The organism is Neiella litorisoli (assembly GCF_014773395.1).
GTDB lineage: Bacteria > Pseudomonadota > Gammaproteobacteria > Enterobacterales > Neiellaceae > Neiella > Neiella litorisoli.
On sequence record NZ_JACXAF010000017.1, the window covers coordinates 102805 to 119955 of the forward strand.

12 protein-coding genes are annotated in these 17151 nt (G+C 50.2%); 6 read left to right on the top strand and 6 right to left on the bottom strand.

Annotated elements, in window-relative coordinates:
- Positions 1–107: 107 nt before the first annotated feature.
- Positions 108–599, bottom strand: a complete 492-nt coding sequence (locus tag IC617_RS13325; protein WP_191145483.1) for a GlcG/HbpS family heme-binding protein — start codon at positions 597–599, stop codon at positions 108–110.
- A gap of 293 nt (positions 600–892) precedes the next feature.
- Between IC617_RS13325 and IC617_RS13330 the strand changes: the two genes are divergently transcribed.
- Together IC617_RS13330 and IC617_RS13335 are read left to right on the top strand one after the other, a co-directional pair.
- Positions 893–2008 (top strand): calcium:cation antiporter, encoded by a 1116-nt coding sequence (locus tag IC617_RS13330; protein ID WP_191145484.1) that lies wholly within the window; start codon positions 893–895, stop codon positions 2006–2008.
- Positions 2009–2037: 29 nt separating this feature from the next.
- Positions 2038–3246, top strand: coding sequence for a potassium/proton antiporter (locus IC617_RS13335; protein WP_191145485.1), 1209 nt, complete (start codon positions 2038–2040; stop codon positions 3244–3246).
- Positions 3247–3498: 252 nt separating this feature from the next.
- On the opposite strand, the gene IC617_RS18995 is transcribed toward IC617_RS13335, so the two are convergent.
- On the bottom strand, positions 3499–4014 hold the full coding sequence (locus IC617_RS18995; protein ID WP_191145486.1) for a type II secretion system protein: 516 nt from the start codon (positions 4012–4014) through the stop codon (positions 3499–3501).
- 168 nt (positions 4015–4182) lie between these two features.
- On the opposite strand from IC617_RS18995, the gene IC617_RS13345 reads away from it, so the two are divergent.
- Positions 4183–5871, top strand: coding sequence for a mechanosensitive ion channel family protein (locus tag IC617_RS13345; RefSeq protein WP_191145487.1), 1689 nt, complete (start codon positions 4183–4185; stop codon positions 5869–5871).
- A 5-nt stretch (positions 5872–5876) separates the two neighbouring features.
- Here IC617_RS13345 and IC617_RS19100 read toward each other — a convergent pair whose 3' ends face one another.
- Positions 5877–6755, bottom strand: coding sequence for a helix-turn-helix transcriptional regulator (locus IC617_RS19100; protein ID WP_191145488.1), 879 nt, complete (start codon positions 6753–6755; stop codon positions 5877–5879).
- A 105-nt stretch (positions 6756–6860) separates the two neighbouring features.
- Here IC617_RS19100 and IC617_RS13355 point away from each other — a divergent pair, with 105 nt between their 5' ends.
- Positions 6861–8486, top strand: a complete 1626-nt coding sequence (locus IC617_RS13355; RefSeq protein WP_191145489.1) for a glycoside hydrolase family 43 protein — start codon at positions 6861–6863, stop codon at positions 8484–8486.
- Between the two features lie 172 nt (positions 8487–8658).
- Positions 8659–11190, top strand: coding sequence for a bifunctional diguanylate cyclase/phosphodiesterase (locus tag IC617_RS13360; protein WP_191145490.1), 2532 nt, complete (start codon positions 8659–8661; stop codon positions 11188–11190).
- Here the strand turns inward: IC617_RS13360 and IC617_RS13365 are convergent.
- From IC617_RS13365 to xylF, 3 genes are read right to left on the bottom strand one after another with little or no spacing between them, the layout of a single operon-like run.
- Positions 11187–12329 (bottom strand): sugar ABC transporter permease, encoded by a 1143-nt coding sequence (locus tag IC617_RS13365; RefSeq protein ID WP_191145491.1) that lies wholly within the window; start codon positions 12327–12329, stop codon positions 11187–11189. The two genes, IC617_RS13360 and IC617_RS13365, sit on opposite strands and share 4 nt — an antisense overlap.
- A gap of 1 nt (position 12330) precedes the next feature.
- Positions 12331–13896: a xylose ABC transporter ATP-binding protein gene (locus tag IC617_RS13370; protein ID WP_369410404.1), complete on the bottom strand. Its 1566-nt coding sequence runs from the start codon at positions 13894–13896 to the stop codon at positions 12331–12333.
- 6 nt (positions 13897–13902) lie between these two features.
- A complete protein-coding gene (gene xylF / locus IC617_RS13375; RefSeq protein WP_191145492.1) occupies positions 13903–14895 on the bottom strand; it encodes a D-xylose ABC transporter substrate-binding protein in 993 nt (330 codons plus the stop codon).
- Positions 14896–15285: 390 nt separating this feature from the next.
- On the opposite strand from xylF, the gene IC617_RS13380 reads away from it, so the two are divergent.
- On the top strand, positions 15286–17016 hold the full coding sequence (locus tag IC617_RS13380) for a glycosyl hydrolase family 8 (protein ID WP_191145493.1): 1731 nt from the start codon (positions 15286–15288) through the stop codon (positions 17014–17016).
- The last annotated feature ends 135 nt before the right edge of the window (positions 17017–17151 follow it).

The following is a 17151-nucleotide window of genomic DNA, read 5'->3' on the forward strand; positions in this document are numbered from 1 at the left end:
GACGGGAGCTTTTTTGGGGTTATCAATGAGTAACACAGAGTGCAGCGTGGGCGATTACAGTTCGGGCAACCTCGACGCGAAGCTACCCGATTGTTCTGGGTGAAATGCTATTTTTTCACCGATTTCAGCAGCGCATCGACGCCAGCTTGGGCGATTTCCTCATCTTGCAGGCCTTTCACGCCACTTACACCGACGGCACCAATCACATGACCATCTAGCTTAATCGGCACTCCACCGGCGAATGGCAACATATCCGTTAGCGACATGAGGGCAACTTCGCCGCCACCAACTCGCTCGGCAAACACACGGCTCGGGCGCTTATACATTACCGAGGTTTTGGCTTTGCTCAATGCCGTTTCTAGGCTTGATGGTTGGGCGCCGTCCATATGCTCCAAGTACATTGGCCGGCCAGCAGCATCAGCCACCACAATCACAACATTCCAGTTTTCTGATTTGGCTTTAGCAACGGCGGCTTGAGCAGCAAACTTGGCGCCATCGAGCGTGAGCGCTGGCACCTGCTTTACCAATTCAGCTGCCGATACCGTGAAACTCATTGCGCCAGCTGCCAGAGCAACGACCAAATGTTTAAACAATTTCATAAGTCTTCTTTCCTTTCATTGGTGGCACACAAAGCCACATCCCAATTAACGCCATATTTAAACGGTTGCCATGCTTGGAAAGTGCCCTAGCCCTTCCAGCCATAAACACGCATAAATCTTCAAAATCTATCATGCGATCGACAATTTAGCGCATCTATGCCAGTAATCTCAAACGAAATGCTGCCAATCACTGACGGCTACATCACTCCTTAATTGAACTATATTGGTGGTAGCGGCCATCACCGAGATATCGCCTACCATTTCCTTGGTAACCAAATACTTGAGAAGTCAGGATGATAAAGCAGTTGAAACAAGACGCAGCGCTGGTCTTCGGCATCATCACCATGGTGTTGTTTTATACCCTTGGCCAATCTTGGCTAGTGCCGCTGTCGGATCATGCCGTTGCCATCGGCTTATTTACTTGGTTACTGGTCACCATGTTGTGGTGCGCTTTCAAAGTGGTACGGCATGCCGATGCGCTTGCCGTCAAGCTCGGGGAACCTTATGGCACCTTGGTGTTAACCCTTACGGTGACCGCGATTGAAGTGTCATTGATCTCGGCGGTGATGCTCACCGGCAAGGCCAATCCGCTACTCGCAAGAGATACCATGATGGCAGTGGTCATGATTGTGATGAATGGCTTGGTCGGCGCGTCATTATTGCTCGGCGGATTAAAGCACTCAGAGCAGGAATATCAGCTCGAAGGCACCCGAGCCTTTCTCACCGTGATCACACCATTAGTAGTCATTGCCCTAGTGCTGCCATCGTTTACTACATCGACCGCCGACCCAAGCTACACCAGCGGTCAACAGCTCGTCTTTGGGGCCATGACAATTGCTCTATTTGGTGTCTTTCTGGCCATGCAAACCATGCAACAGAAGCACTATTTTGTTCAGCCCATTGCCGCTCAACTACATGAGCAAGCCGGCGAAACATCTCGTCGCCATTTGGATAACCATGGCGTCCTCTATCACACCCTGATGCTATTGGTGACAATCACGCCGATCGTGCTACTGTCGAAAAAGCTTGGCACTGTGATGGATTTTGGCATCGTCGAATTGCAACTACCGGTCGCGCTGAGCGGTATTCTCATTGCAGCGATTGTATTAACCCCCGAAGGGTTGGCTGCGCTCAAAGCCGCTCGCAATAATCAATTGCAGCGCAGCATTAACATCTGCTTGGGTTCAGTGCTGGCCACCATCGGTTTAACGGTGCCTGCCGTGTTAACCATCTCGCTATTTGTCGGCCAACCGGTGACATTGGGGCTAGGGCCAACGGGGATCATCCTCATCATGTTAACCCTGTTCTCTGCGGCGTTGACTTTTGGTGGCACCAAAACCAGCATTTTGCAGGGGGCAGTACATATTGCTTTGTTTTTAATGTACTTAATTCTGATTTTTGCGCCATAAACAGAGCATGAATAACAAGAGGGAACAATATGAGCTTTGAAATAGCCCTTCTTGGCTTTGCTTTACTCATTGCCATAGGCATTTTATTGCACCACCCATCTCGCAATTTGGGGCTGCCGTCATTACTGATTTTTATGGCGGTGGGCTTGGTCATCGGCAACGGCGAATTTGGTTTTGTTTACGATAACTTGCAACTGACGTCGATGGTTGGCGCTATCGCGCTCAACATTATTGTATTTGTTGGCGGTCTCAATACCTCAACCGACAACATCAAGGTGGCTTACCGAGAAGGCGGCGTTCTGTCCTCGTTTGGCGTGGTGTTCTCAACCGTGGCATTTGCCATCATTATCTATCTGCTATTGGGCTGGCCGCCGGTGCAGTGCCTGCTGTTTGGCGCCGTCGTGTCATCAACCGATGCCGCTGCGGTGTTCTCCATCCTCGAATCGAAAAAGCTCAAACTCAAAGAAAAAACTGACACCATTCTCGAATTTGAATCGGCAACCAATGACCCTGTGGCTTTGATTCTGGTGGTGTTGCTGACCGAGTTAGCACTTGCTCCGGGCACCATGCTGTCGCCTTCTGTTATTGGCATGGATTTGGTCACCCAGATTTGCGTGGCCTTGGTTGTTGCTTTCATCGTCGGAAAATTATGCAGTTGGCTGCTCAATAGCATTAAGTTGCAGGAATACGGCTTGATCCCAGTATTCATTCTGGCTTGCGCCATTTTGGCGACCTACGGCAGTGAGCAACTCGGCGGCAATATCTTGTTGGCGTCATACGTTGCTGGCGTGGTCATTGGTAACGGGGTTGAACGCGGAATGGAAGTCAGTCGCCACTTTCTCAACAGTTTATCTTGGGTTGCCCAAGCGCTGCTGTTTATCGTGCTGGGTTTGCAAATCTTTCCGCAGGAATTACTGCAGGTGTTACTGCAATCGCTATTGCCGGCCATTTTGCTGATCTTAGTCGCCAGACCACTGGCGGTTCAGCTGTGTTATCTACCATTTCGGCAAGCCAGTTGGCGCAAGCGGCTGTTTATTTCATCAATTGGATTGAAAGGTGCAACCCCAATCGTGTTTGCCTTAATCCCAGCGGCGGCGGGGCTAGAGGGTGCTGATGTCATGGTTCACATGGTGTTTTTCATTGTCGTGATCTCGATTTTCGTCCAGGGCGGCGCCATTGAACCACTCGCAAACAAGCTGAACTTAAAGCAGGACGAACCCGACGCTAGGGTCTGTTGATCGTTACTGTATAAATTTTGTTCGTTCAAAATGCTCTTTTGAGCAAGGAGCGAGCTATGCCGTATAGCGATCTATACAAATAGTGAGCGACGCAGCGAAATAAGTGTTTTGACGAACCCTTCGGGCAGCCTTTATGGTCAATTTATTCGGCGTCAGCGATGGCTTATTGACGGCCAGTCAACCTCGCAATCGCTTTCTTGCCTAAATCGCCCATAAAGTGCTGCAAAAATATACAGTAACGATCAACAGACCCTAACACTCAGAGCTAGAAATACCGATGATGGGCGCTGTGCCGTCTTCATTATTGACGTAATGAACACCACATAAGTCGCCCCATTGATAGCCTCCCAACCAAACCTTGGCGGCTCGGCCTGTGACGGTAATCGGATCATCGGTCGGCACATTTCGCTGATTGCCTCGCCCACACCATTCATCAGGACAATCTGTGTTATTCGGCGTCCAGGTCGTTGCATCAAGGTTAATCAGGTACTTAACGGAGTTATTCCAGTGGCCTGTAGCATAACCAGAGTGAATATTGATGATCACACCGTTGCCAATATCCAGTGTATCGGCACCCTCGATTTTGCCCTCGATCTGCGCTTTCATGTGCACCAAATCACTGCCTGCCTGAAGCGCTGCTTTCATTCCTTGCAAGTCAGCTTCAATGGCATCTGATTTCAAATCAACAAAGCGCGGCGCCGCAACCACTGCAAGAATCCCCAAAATAACGATCACAACGACTAATTCAATCAGGGTAAATCCACGCATGTTTGCTTTACTTGCAATCACTGGGTTCAATGGTCTACTCTACAACCGCCGGAGCGAGTTGTCGAAGTTAACAAATGCGCTACATAAAATGGAGCGTTAAATATCGTCTTTTGGTGATTTTTCTTCGATACTTGAGCCAGACAAAACGACTCGCCACAAGGATGCCTTATGCTTCGTTATTGCCACCAATGGCTTTGCCTCATCTTCATTACACTAGTTTTCATTCCCTCAGCAAACGCAAACAGCGAACTCGCCGCCCAGATCAGTCAACTGGAAAGCAACCATGAACGCTTAACCCGCTACATCAAACACCCCGCTAAAGTCTCTGGGGAACAGCGTTTATTAAATCGGCTTCGGGTGAAACAAATTGTCGATGAGCAAGCGTTACAAATGAACGAATTGCTCAACGACGAAGACGCGCTGGCGGCCTTATCTCCAGAGCAGCTCGACACCATCAAAGATATTTTGGAAGAGCAAGCCACCGCGTCGGTTGATGCGCTGATTGAGCTGGACCGCCACATCAGTGACGAGCGAGCCAGCCGCACCACTGACGACAGCAATAAGTTGTTAGACTGGGAGCTACAAATGGCTCAGCTCCAACAACGCTTAGATGCCATGCTCAGTTTTTCCATGCAAAACATTACTTGGCAGGATCAAGTTGGGTTGCCCACCAGCAGCGATCGCACGTTGTTTACCAAAGGACTAATCGAGCGGGCCGATGATATCAGTTTGCTGCTGGTCTACTCAGAGCAACAACTAGCCGAGTTAACTGCGGAAAAATCCGAAGCGCTGGAATCAGAGCAAGAACGCCTCGACACCGCCATTCGCGCATACAAACAGAAGATCGACAGCAACAACAGTTCACTGGAATTGACCGTTAAATTACTCGATCAACTTGGCGCCAACACCAGTAAATACAAAGAAGTGCTAATAGCCAGCACCGGCTCCGTAACGGAAGACATTTTCAACATAAATGTGGTGTCGCGATTACTGTCTCGCTGGTCTTCAAAGCTTTGGGCAGGGGTGCTTGAATATGGCCCCGACTTATTATTTAAGCTGCTACTGATAGTTGCCATTCTGGCGGCTTTCTCTTTTGCTGCAAAAACAGCACGCAAGCTGGTACTCAAAGCCACCAGCAATTCCAAGCTCAATCTATCTGCGCTGCTGAAAGACTTTTTCGCATCTATTGTTCATAAAATCATTATGCTGTTCGGTATTCTGGTTGCGCTGGGCCAAGCCGGCATTGAAGTGGGGCCGCTACTAGCCGGCTTTGGTATGGCCGGTATCGTCATTGGCTTTGCCTTGCAAGGCACCCTATCCAACTTCGCCTCGGGCTTGATGATCCTCATTTATCGCCCATTCGACGTTAACGACATGGTCAAAGCTGGCGGCGTCACCGGCACGGTTGAAAAGCTCAGCCTAGTCAACGCAACCATTAAAACTATTGATAACCAACGCATTATTGTGCCGAACAACAAAATCTGGGAAGACGTCATCACCAATGTCACCGCCGAGCGTGTGCGGCGCGTCGACTTAGTATTCGGTATTGGCTACAAAGATGACATCGCCAAAGCAGAACAAGTGATCACCAGCGTGGTAAAAGCCCATGAGCATGTGCTGAAGCACCCAGAGCCGGTGATTAAGCTTGCCAACTTAGGTGAGTCATCCGTTGATTTCTGGGTTCGTCCTTGGGTAAGAACAGAAAATTACTGGGATGTGTACTGGGATCTAACCCGCCAAATCAAACTCAAATTTGATGAGGAGGGCATCAATATTCCGTTCCCACAACGGGATGTGCACATTTACCACACCCACACCTCGGCTGATGAGCCAGAGCAGCTATCAGAGCCGAAATAAAACCATCAATCAGCGACCGAGAACTCGTTCGCTTGCCACACGCCATGGCGAAATTGCCGTGGCGTTTGGCCCATCTGCTGTTTGAACTTGGCACAAAAATAAGCGCTATCGGTGAACTCGCATTGATAGGCGATTTCGGCAATGGTCAGCTCCGAATTTACCAACAACCCGACCGCTGCGCTGATCTTGCGCTTTAACAGGTAGTCTTTGAAGTTCTGCCCCAGCAAGGCTTTGAATGTTCTCGAGAAGTGAGAGCGGGACATGCCACAGTATGAGGCCGCGTCATCGAGACTCACCTGCAATTTCAAATCCGACTCGAGGCGCTGTAATAATGGCAGCACTTTATTGTGTTTAGACAGCGTTGGCGGATCGGCACTCAAGGTAGCATTGGCCTCATTGTGTTGATGCTGCAGTTGCGCCACAAACAACAGTAGCGTCCGCATCAAGCTTTGTTTTAGCGGCAATTGTTGCGGCCCATCCTCGACCTCGGCCAGCCAGCTCGTCAGTTGATCCATCCGCTCGGCGTCGGGCTTAGATAAGGTCATTACCAATGGTAATTGCATCGGTTGATGCTGCGGCAAGAGATTCAAATCGGCGTACAAAGCCGCTTGATACTGCAACAGAAAAAAATCCTGACGGACCGCTTGGGTGTCCATTCGGTGAACCATTAGCGAAGGCACAAATAGCAGGCTATTGGCGCGCAATTGAAATTGCCGCCCTTGAATAGCGACCGTCGCAGTGGTCTCACGAAACCACATCAATTCATGCATTAAATGAAAGTGGTCGGCAACCCGGAAGCATTGGTCTGGGCGCAGCTGATAATGCCGCAAACCAAAGTGAGCAACAGCGGGCAAATGAATGTTCTCAAAACTGACATTGCTCACATTCAAATACTCAAATGACAATTTATTTATATAAACATGTCACTTTCATACATTCACAAAACCACCAAAGCAATAGCCTTATAGCCATAACGATAAGGAGTTATCATGAGTTTGATTAAAAACCCTGTTATTCGCGGCTTTAACCCAGATCCTTCGGTTTGCCGTGTGGGTGACGACTATTACATTGCGACTTCAACCTTTGAGTGGTTTCCCGGTATTCAAATTCACCACTCAAAAGACTTGGTGAACTGGCGCTTACTCAGCCATCCGCTCAATACCCTTAATCATCTCAATATGATTGGTATGGATAACTCCGAGGGCGTCTATGCCCCAACGCTGTCCTATGCTGATGGCAAATTCTGGCTGTGTTTTAGCAATACCCATAGCTGCCGCGGCGGCAGTTGGATGGCCACACCGTGTTATGTGGTGACGGCTAATAACATTGAGGGGCCGTGGAGTGAGCCGGTCGCAATTGGTAGCTATGGTTTTGATCCATCCATGTTTCATGATGACGATGGCAAAAAATACATGGTCAACATGCTGTGGGATGGCCGTAAAAACACCAACTACTTTGCTGGCATCGTCTTGCAGCAATTTGATCCGCAAGCAGGCAAGTTGATCGGACCGTTGAAAACCATCTTCAAAGGCACCGAATTGGGATGTACTGAAGGGCCGCAACTGCTGAAAAAAGACGGCTTTTACTATCTAGTCACTGCCGAAGGTGGCACCGGTGATCATCATGCGGTCACCGTCTGTCGGTCGAAGCATATTGACGGCCCCTACCAATTGCACCCGCACAACCCGATGCTGACCTCGCGATTCAAAGAGCACGCGAAGCTGCAACGTGCCGGTCACGGCTTCTTCTTTGCCACCCAAAATGGCGAGTGGTACATGACTCATTTGGCCGGACGCCAGATCAGCGATCCCGAAGGCTACCCGTTTGCGCCCAAATGGGGGAATGGTCGCAGCATTCTTGGCCGTGAGTCATGTTTACAAAAAGTCTGCTGGCATCAGGGGTGGCCTTATTTAGAAAGTGGCGGCAACACCCCGTTTGTGGAAGTGCCTGCGCCAAATCTGCCGCCTCATCCATGGCCTGCAGAGCCAAGCCGCGATGACTTTGACCATAGCCAACTGGCTCACTGCTTTCAGACTCTGCGCGAGCCACTGACAGAAAGCTGGGCCAGCCTGACTGAGCGCCCCGGATTTTTGCGGCTGCGGGGCCGTCATTACCTCTATTCCCGCTATCAGCAAAGCCTCGTCGCTCGGCGATGGCAAAGTTTTTACGCCAGTGCAGAAACCGCCATGGAATTTGCCCCGCAAAGCTACATGCAAATGGCCGGGTTAGTGGTGTATTACTCGCGAACAGGTCACTATTTCCTCAAGCAAACACTTAACGATGCCGGCAATCACATACTGCAGATTGTCCAGTATCAGCACGATCAGTATGACGAATTACCAGCAGTGGAAATAGCCAGTTCTGGGCGGGTGTATCTGAAGGTCGAGCTGGCCAAGCAGTGGTATCAGTTCAGTTACTCCCTCGACGGCGAGAAATGGCAGTTGATCGGCCCGCCATTAAACAGCACGCCAATGTCAGACGAAGGTGGCCCAGATATCTTCCGATTTACTGGCAGCTTTGTTGGTTTATTTGCCTGTGATATTACCGGCCAGCAGCTTCATGCCGACTTCGATTACTTGGATTACCAGCAACAGCCAGACCCAGAATGGGACTAGTCCGCAGGATGAACGCGGATAACAAAATGACAAGAATGTGATGATCATAAGGATTCGGTGTTTTTCCTTATCATATTGCGGCAAAACAGTGATCCGGCAACTGCACAATTTGGCAACCAAGGCTTATCCTCTGTAATCCAGTATCTGTTGATGTGTTACGGATCGAGCCATCGTGTATACCCAGTCTTGTCATATAGAATCCATTGATCATCTCAATCAGTGGCTCACGGCCACTGCCGCTCAAGCACCAGTCAATCCATCTGCGATTCTGGTGCAACTATATGCTTATGAGTACACCAGCAATGTTGAGCAATATGCCAACACCATTGCGCAACACTTGCCCGATGCGCTGATCACCGGCGCCAGCAGCCAACAAGGCCTGGTCAATGCCGATGCCGAAATTCACAGCATCACCGTCATCGTTAGCTGGTTTGAAACCACCCAACTTGCCGCCAGTTGGCAGCCAATGACGGACGATTTGTATGAAGCAGGACAGCAAATCGCCTCCAACATTGTCAATCAGGACACCAAAGTACTGCTGATTCTGGTGGATAACTTTTCGTTTAACAGCGAACTGTTCTGGCAAGGCATGCAAACGCTCGAACACGACATTGTGATTGCTGGCGGTCAGGCCGTGCCGATCCCATCCGGTTCTTGGCTATTGCTGAACGGCGTCATCCATCACCGAGCGGCAATCGCCATTAGTTTGAGCTCACCAGAGCTGAGTGCGGTGAATTATGGTTTGTCGGACTGGTTTCCAATTGGCCGCGCCCATCGCGTTGGCTTTTCCGCTGGTAACCGAGTCTATAAGATCGGCGGTCGCACCGCATACGATCAATACTGCCGCTATCTAAATAATGGTCAGAAAGTGTCATTGGAAGCCATTAGCGATTTTCCGTTGATGGTTGGCGATCAGCGCGAATACACGATATTAACGCCAATCCGAATTCATCATGATGGCAGTATCGAGTTTGACCATGGCTTAACCGAAGGCGAGGAAGTCTGGTTTGTTTACAGCCACCCATCGCTGACCGCACAACACAAACAAGATAGCCTGCAGCAACTGGAAAAATTTCAGCCGCAGTCGATCTATATCTACAACTGCTGGTCGCGCGCCAACTTAGCGCATCAGCCTGGCCACAATGAACTGGAGCCGTTTGCCGAGTTAGCCCAAACCGCAGGTTTTTATTGCTATGGCGAATTCTCTGGGGTCCAGCAGCCCCAATCGTTGCACCACACGCTGACTTATCTGGCGCTATCCGAGGATCCGGCGTCGAAACAGCCCGATGTCCCCCGCCACGATGCCCACAACTCGTTGTCTCACTTATTTCATATTATCCGCCGCTCACTGGCCGATTTAGAGACGATGACCGAAGATTTAGCAACCGAAGTGGCCAACAAGAATCAGCAACTGTTGCAATCGCTCAAGGTCGATTCGCTGACCGGTTTGCCGAATTACATGGCATTGCAAGAAGCTTGCGATACCAGTGTTCATATTACTCATGCCGTTGCCATTCGGCTTAACAATCTGGCGGCAATTAATGAGTTTTATGGTCATCACATTGGCGATGTTGCGCTGCGCCACGTCGCTAAAAAAATTCAAATTTGGGCTTGCGAGCTCGAAGCCAACTGTCAGGTCTACTATACCGGCCCTAGCGAATGGGTATTGACGCTACAGCGCGTCAGCGGTGATATGACGCCATACTTGGGCCATACCCTAGAACAGTTTATTGAAGAATTAGAGGCACAGCCGATTGACTTAACAGGGCACCTCAACGGCGCTTTTTTAAACGTGGTCCTGACCGCTGGCATTGCTGATTACTCGGATCTAGCAAATGAAAATTGCCGCGCCAATCAGCTGGTGCTGAAAGCCCATGAAGCGCGCCGCCGCGCGCGTCAGAAGAACAGTCTGGTGTGCTCGGCCAATGAATTGTCTGGCACCACTAGTCAGGTGCAGAATCACATCAATGCGTTGTATCAGGTCAATACCGCATTAGCTGAGCAACGGGTATTTTTGTTTGGTCACCCCATTTTTTCTGCCGGCGACCGGCAGCAGGTATCGACCGAATGTCTGGTGCGAATTCATCAGCACGAGCAATTTATTCTGCCCAGCGAATTTCTGGTGCCCATCCAAGACACCCATGTTTACAGCCGTTTGAGTCGCCACATCATTGATCAGGCGCTGACCCTGATGGACGGTGGCGACAAGCGCTATTCGATTAACTTAGCGCCACAGGATCTGCAAAACGATCACACCATGCAGTTGCTGCTCAATCGCATCTCACGATTAAAAACGCCGCACTTGCTCGGGATTGAAATTGTTGAAACCGAAGAAATCGAAGATTACCTCCATCTGAAAAACATTTGTTCTGCTATTCGCCGCCATGGCGCTCGGTTAATCATTGATGATTTTGGCTCAGGCTACTCAAATATTGATGAGATCCTAGCGTTGTCACCGGATGTCATTAAGTTCGACGGTAGCCTGATCCGCCATATTGACCGCAATGAGCGCCAGCGTTTGATTGTGTCGAATATGGTTAAGCTGTTTACTGATATGAAGATCGAAACGGTCGCTGAGTTTGTCCATAGCGCGACGGTATGTGAGATCGTCGAAGATTTGGGCGTAGACTACCTGCAAGGATTTTACTTGGCCGAACCGGCGCTGTTATCTGCCGTAACAGAACCGATTCAGCTACAGCGCTAACGCTTGGCTTTGCTGGCAACATCCATCCACACCGCCAGCAGTAAAATCGAACCTTTGACTATGTATTGCCAGTAAGTCGGCACATCGAGCATGCTCATGCCGTTATCAAGACTGGCCATAATAAGGGCGCCCAGCACAGCGCCAAACACAGTGCCGACACCGCCGGCCAAACTAGTGCCGCCAATAACACAAGCTGCGATTGCATCGAGCTCGGCAATGGTACCTGCCGACGGCGATCCGGCCCCTAAACGAGAACTTAAAATCAAGGCTGCCACCGCAACCATCAGACCATTTAATGCAAACACGGCGAGCTTGATGCGCTCAACCCGAAGTCCCGACAAGCGACTCGCTTCCAAATTGCCACCAACAGCATAAACTCGGCGGCCAAAGGCTGTTTTATTGGCAACGAATGCCAGTAACACCATTAAGCCCGCAAGGATCAACACCGGTGTTGGCACACCGCGGTAATCATTCAGCACATACAGCAAGGTCACCAAGGCTGCCATTGCAACCGCCAGCCCGATCAGGGTTTGTGGCAAGGGTTTGGCGGACAAACCATGCTGCAAGCGCTGTTGCCGGCCGCGGAAAGTTGTACCAAATAGCAGCAGCAAACAGCCGCAACCAATGAGCCAACCCAAGGTGCTGGACAAATAACTCTGGCCAATAATGCCCATGGCCTCGGAGGTTGGCGCCACCGTCGTACCGCCGGTTAAGCCAATCAAAATCCCTCGAAATGCCAACATCCCAGCCAAAGTGACAATGAATGAAGGCACTTTGCGATAGGCAACCCACCAGCCATTCCATGCACCGAGTAACAAGCCCGCCGCCAATGTCGCCAGAATCGTTAACGGCAGCGGCCAGCCGTACCAGACGTCGAGAATCGCCGCGACGCCGCCGAGCAAGCCCATCATCGAGCCTACCGACAGATCGATTTCGGCCGAAACAATGACAAACACCATGCCAATGGCCAGAATGCCGGTAATAGCAGTTTGCCGCAGTAAGTTCGACACATTTCGTGCTGTCAGGTAGTCGCCCTCAGTGGCAATACTGAAAAAGATGGCAATCGCGACAATGGCGCCCGCCATCACCAGCGTTTGCAAATTGATCGCTTTAAGCCGCGAGATCATCGATTGCATCATGTTATTGCTTCTCCGTCGTACTGCGCAGCGCACATTCCATCACCTGCTCTTGGGTCAGGTTATCGTTTATTAAATTGCCTTTGAGCTTGCCTTCATGCATAACCAATACACGGTCGCTAATGCCCAGCACTTCGGGTAATTCAGACGACACCATAATGATGGCGACACCTTGTTTCACCAGCTCAAACATCAGCTTGTAGATCTCGTATTTGGCACCGACATCAATGCCTCGTGTTGGCTCATCGAGGATTAGGATCTTGGGGTTCAGTAACAAGCATTTGGCCAAAATCGCTTTTTGTTGATTGCCACCACTCAGGGAGCGAATCGCTAAGTCGGCCGAAGCGGTCTTCACTCGCAACCGAGCAATGGCCTCATCAATGGCGGCATGCTCCTTTGCTTCATTGAGTTGGCCCAACCAATTACCAAAGCTAGCCAATCCGGCTAGGGTAATATTGCTGCCGACCGACATCACCGGCACGATGCCATGGCGTTTGCGATCTTCTGGCACCATGGCAATGCCTTTGGTCAGCGCATCACTGGGCGACTTGATCACTAGCGGCTGGCCATCGAGTGTCAGTTCAAGCTCATAGCGACTCGGATAGCTGCCGAATAGACATTGCATTAATTCCGTCCGACCGGCGCCAACTAACCCCGAAACACCGAGGATCTCACCAGCCCGCAGTTCAAATGACACATCATCGACTAACTTGATATGGCGGTTGCTGCCATGCCACGCCGACGCATGGGCAACGCTCAATACGGTGTCGCCAATATCATGCTCCTCGTAGGGAAATAACTCGGTTAATTCGCGTCCGACCATCATGGTAATGATGTCGTCTTGAGTTAACCCCTGCGCTTCGCGGGTGCCGATGTGGAGACCATCGCGGATCACACAAACCACATCCGAGATCGCCAACACTTCATTGAGTTTGTGCGAGATATAAACGCAGCTGACACCTTGCTCTTTTAACTGCTCGACAATCGCTAGCAACACGTCGGTTTCCGATTCGGTGAGCGACGAAGTCGGCTCGTCGAGGATCAGGATGCGAGCATTCTTGGCCAGTGCTTTGGCAATTTCGACCAATTGTTGCTGGCCAACGCCCAACTCCACTAACGGCGTATCGGGCGATATGGTTAAGCCAACCCGTGCCAACATTTGCTCGGCTCGGCTATACATCGCGGCGTGATTGAGTACACCAAACTGGCTAATTTCATCTCCGAGGAATAAGTTCTCTAGGATGGTCAGCTCTTTAATCAGCGCCAACTCTTGGTGAATGATGGCAATGCCGGCCTGTTCGGCCTGCTTAATGTTATTGACCTGATACAGGGCGCCATCGAGCCAAATCTCACCTTGGTATTCACCGCTCGGATAAATCCCCGACAGCACCTTCATCAGGGTTGATTTGCCCGATCCATTTTCGCCACACAGTGACAACACCTGACCGGCACTCAAGGCCAAATCGACACCATCTAGCGCTCGGACACCAGAAAACTCTTTGATGATGCCGCGCATCTGCAGCAATGGCTGCGCCGCATCATCAGGCACTTGGGCAACAGCTTGAACCACCAGCGATTACTCCTGATAGACCGCTTGTTTGCTGTGATAACCGTCGGCAATCACAGTCGCATCGAGGTTGCTTTTATCGACGGCAATCGGCTCCAGTAGAAACGATGGCACTTGCTTGCTGCCATTATCGAGCTTGGCATTGGTGTTGACCTTTTCACCTTTGGCGAGCGCCACCGCCAACTCGGCAGATGTCTCTGCGAGCTTACTAATCGGCTTGTACACCGTCATGGTTTGAGTCCCCGCCACCACTCTGCGCACCGCTGCTAAATCAGCATCTTGGCCAGAGATCAGTACCTTGCCCGCTAAGCCTTGCGCTTGCAGCGCTTGAATAGCACCACCGGCGGTTGAGTCGTTGGAGGCCACCACCACATCAATCTGGTTATCGTTGGCGGTCAGCGCATTTTCCATAATTTTCAGGGCATTTTCCGCCAGCCAGGAGTCCACCCACTGATCGCCGACAATTTTCACTTTACCTGCATCGACTAATGGCTGAATCACATTCATCTGGCCTTTGCGGAACAAGTGGGCATTGTTGTCGACCGGTGAACCGCCCATCAAAAAGAAGTTGCCGCTATCGCGCAGTTGGGTCAGCGCCGTGGCCTGAATTTCGCCCACTTTTTCGTTGTCGAAGGACACATATAAGTCAATGTCGGCATTCTTAATCAGGCGGTCATACGACAACACTTTAATGCCATCACGTTTCGCTTCTCGCACCACATTGCCAAGCACTTCGCCGTTGTAAGGAATAATCACCAGCACATCAACGCCGCGGGCAATCATGTTTTCAATCTGGGAAATCTGGGTTGTTTCATTGCCATTGGCAGACTGAACATACACTTTGGCTCCCAGCGCCTCGGCTTTAGCAACGAAGTAGTCGCGATCTTTTTGCCATCGTTCTAACCTCAAGTCGTCAATCGCCATACCAATTTTGATTTTGGCCATGACCGGATGCGCGATTAAAGCCAAGCAAGTTATCACCATTGAAACAATCAATTTCATCTCTGAGTTCCCTATCTATCAGCAAGCGTGAGCAATTATTAAGCAACTAATGCCATCTTCGAGACTAGGATCAGCACGCTTGGCAACAATGACGAATTTTCACTTTGCTATTGTCAAAATTAGTTAAGCCACAGAGTCTGTGAGCCGCTTCAAAGTCACCGCTGTTGGTACAACCCAACAAGTGCTCACTGCGCATCTCAGGCATTCAAAATGAAAGCGCTATCACCCTCAAAACAAACAAATAATTAACAACTGAGATCTAGCTCCTTTGCCATAAAGTCATTTTGACCATAATAAAAAATCCTTAACCGTGAGCATGAAGTCGGGCGATCCATATCGTTCAGGGGGGCACGGTTGAGGCTTAATCAAACCCACAAAGAGATTCACAAAATGATAACAATCAAAACCCAAAGGGCATTAATGCAATCATTGGCGATTGCCCTGAGCGCCGTCATATGCAGCGCCCAAGCCGCCTTTAACGCCACCCCACCAAGCCAAGGCGCTTATCAATCAGGCCAGTACCGCAACCTCGCCAGTGAGATGGGCAAAACCAACGGCGCCTCGAAGCTAACCGATGGTTACAACAAAATGTTTGGCAGTAACGGCCAACAACAACTCTATTACCCATACTTTGAAAATGGTCAGTACAAAGCCCACTACATTCGGGCCATCAATCCGGTTGGCGGTGATGACATTCGCTCTGAGGGGCAATCATGGGGCATGACGATTGCCGTGATGATGGATGATCAAGAAGCATTCGATAATCTCTGGCGATTCGCCAAAAACTACATGAAGAACCCTGATGATCACTCCGATCCGGCGAAACAAGGGGTTTATGCTTGGCAGCTAAAATTCGATAGCAATGGCAACGTCTACAAAAACGATGAGGGGCCAGCGCCTGATGGTGAAGAGTATTTCGCCTTTGCCCTGCTCAACGCCGATGCCAGATGGGGTAGCAATGGTGAGTTCAATTACTATCAGGACGCTCAGGTGATGTTGCAAACCATCAAAAACAAATTGATGGAAAACAGCATTATTCGTTTTACGCCCTACATCGATAACCTCACCGATCCGTCATACCACATCCCAGCATTTTATGACTATTTTGCTGACCGGCTAACGAGTCAAACAGAACAGAGCTACTGGCGAAACGTCGCCACTAAAAGTCGAACTTTCCTGAAAAACCACTTCAATAAAGTATCTGGCGACCCCCATTGGGATTTGCCCACCTATTTAGCTCGACTTGATGGCAGCCCAGTCATTGGCAATATTTTCAGTGGCCAACCAACGCCTGGCGACTGGTATGAATATGATGCTTGGCGGGTGCTGATGAATGTGGCATTAGATGCCCACGTGATGGGCGCCCAAAGCTGGCATATCAGCGCCATTAATAGTGCCCTTGGTTTCCTTAATTGGGACAAAGCCAATAACGGCGATGGCTGCTACAAGCAAGCCTACGCTTATGGTGCCGATCAGAATCGAGGCTGTGCCGGCGAAGGCCAACGCGCCGCCAATGCAGTGGCCTTGTTGGCATCGACCAGCACTGGCATGGCCAACGATTTCTTTAATGATTTCTGGGCTATGGCACAACCCACTGGTGATTGGCGCTATTACAACGGTTCGCTGTATATGTTAGCCATGCTCCACGTCACCGGTAATTTTAAGTTCTATACCGGCTCCGATAGTGGCGGCGGCACTCCATCAACACCTCCGTCTTCCACCCGCTTGAGAAATAGTTACTCCAACAAATGTTTAGACGCGGCAGGTACCAATAACGGCGCCAATGTGCAGCAGTGGAGCTGCTGGAGTGGCCAACAGCAACAATGGACGTTACTGAATCAGAGTGATGGTAGTTACGCCATCAAGTCAAACCATAGCAATCGCTGTATCACTGTCAGTGGTGGGGCCACCAGCAATGGTGCCAATATCAACCAAAGCAGTTGTGATTACTCAGCCAAACAGAAATTCTGGCTGCAAGATCAGGGTAATGGCTTTTTCACGCTAAAAGCCAGCCACAGCAGTAAGTGTCTTGATGTCGCAGGGCCGTCCGCTGATGACGGCGCTAATATTCAACAATATGCCTGCCACGGCGGCGGAGGTCAGCAGTTTAAATTTGACTAGCTTGCCACTCTTCAGCACAAAAAAAGAGGAGCGCCTGCTTAATGCCAGTCAGTTAAGCTGACTGGCATTTTTCTTATTGGGATATTTTCGCGCCTTGTGCTTCACGCATCTAGGGTAAATTCTGTCTTCCCGTTT

What these genes read in the sequence shown, in the direction of transcription:
- IC617_RS13325 (WP_191145483.1), bottom strand. Translation starts at nt 599, where the DNA reads ATGAAATTGTTTAAACATTTGGTCGTTGCTCTGGCAGCTGGCGCAATG.
- IC617_RS13330 (WP_191145484.1), top strand. Translation starts at nt 893, where the DNA reads ATGATAAAGCAGTTGAAACAAGACGCAGCGCTGGTCTTCGGCATCATC.
- IC617_RS13335 (WP_191145485.1), top strand. Translation starts at nt 2,038, where the DNA reads ATGAGCTTTGAAATAGCCCTTCTTGGCTTTGCTTTACTCATTGCCATA.
- IC617_RS18995 (WP_191145486.1), bottom strand. Translation starts at nt 4,014, where the DNA reads ATGCGTGGATTTACCCTGATTGAATTAGTCGTTGTGATCGTTATTTTG.
- IC617_RS13345 (WP_191145487.1), top strand. Translation starts at nt 4,183, where the DNA reads ATGCTTCGTTATTGCCACCAATGGCTTTGCCTCATCTTCATTACACTA.
- IC617_RS13355 (WP_191145489.1), top strand. Translation starts at nt 6,861, where the DNA reads ATGAGTTTGATTAAAAACCCTGTTATTCGCGGCTTTAACCCAGATCCT.
- IC617_RS13365 (WP_191145491.1), bottom strand. Translation starts at nt 12,329, where the DNA reads ATGATGCAATCGATGATCTCGCGGCTTAAAGCGATCAATTTGCAAACG.
- xylF (WP_191145492.1), bottom strand. Translation starts at nt 14,895, where the DNA reads ATGAAATTGATTGTTTCAATGGTGATAACTTGCTTGGCTTTAATCGCG.
- IC617_RS13380 (WP_191145493.1), top strand. Translation starts at nt 15,286, where the DNA reads ATGATAACAATCAAAACCCAAAGGGCATTAATGCAATCATTGGCGATT.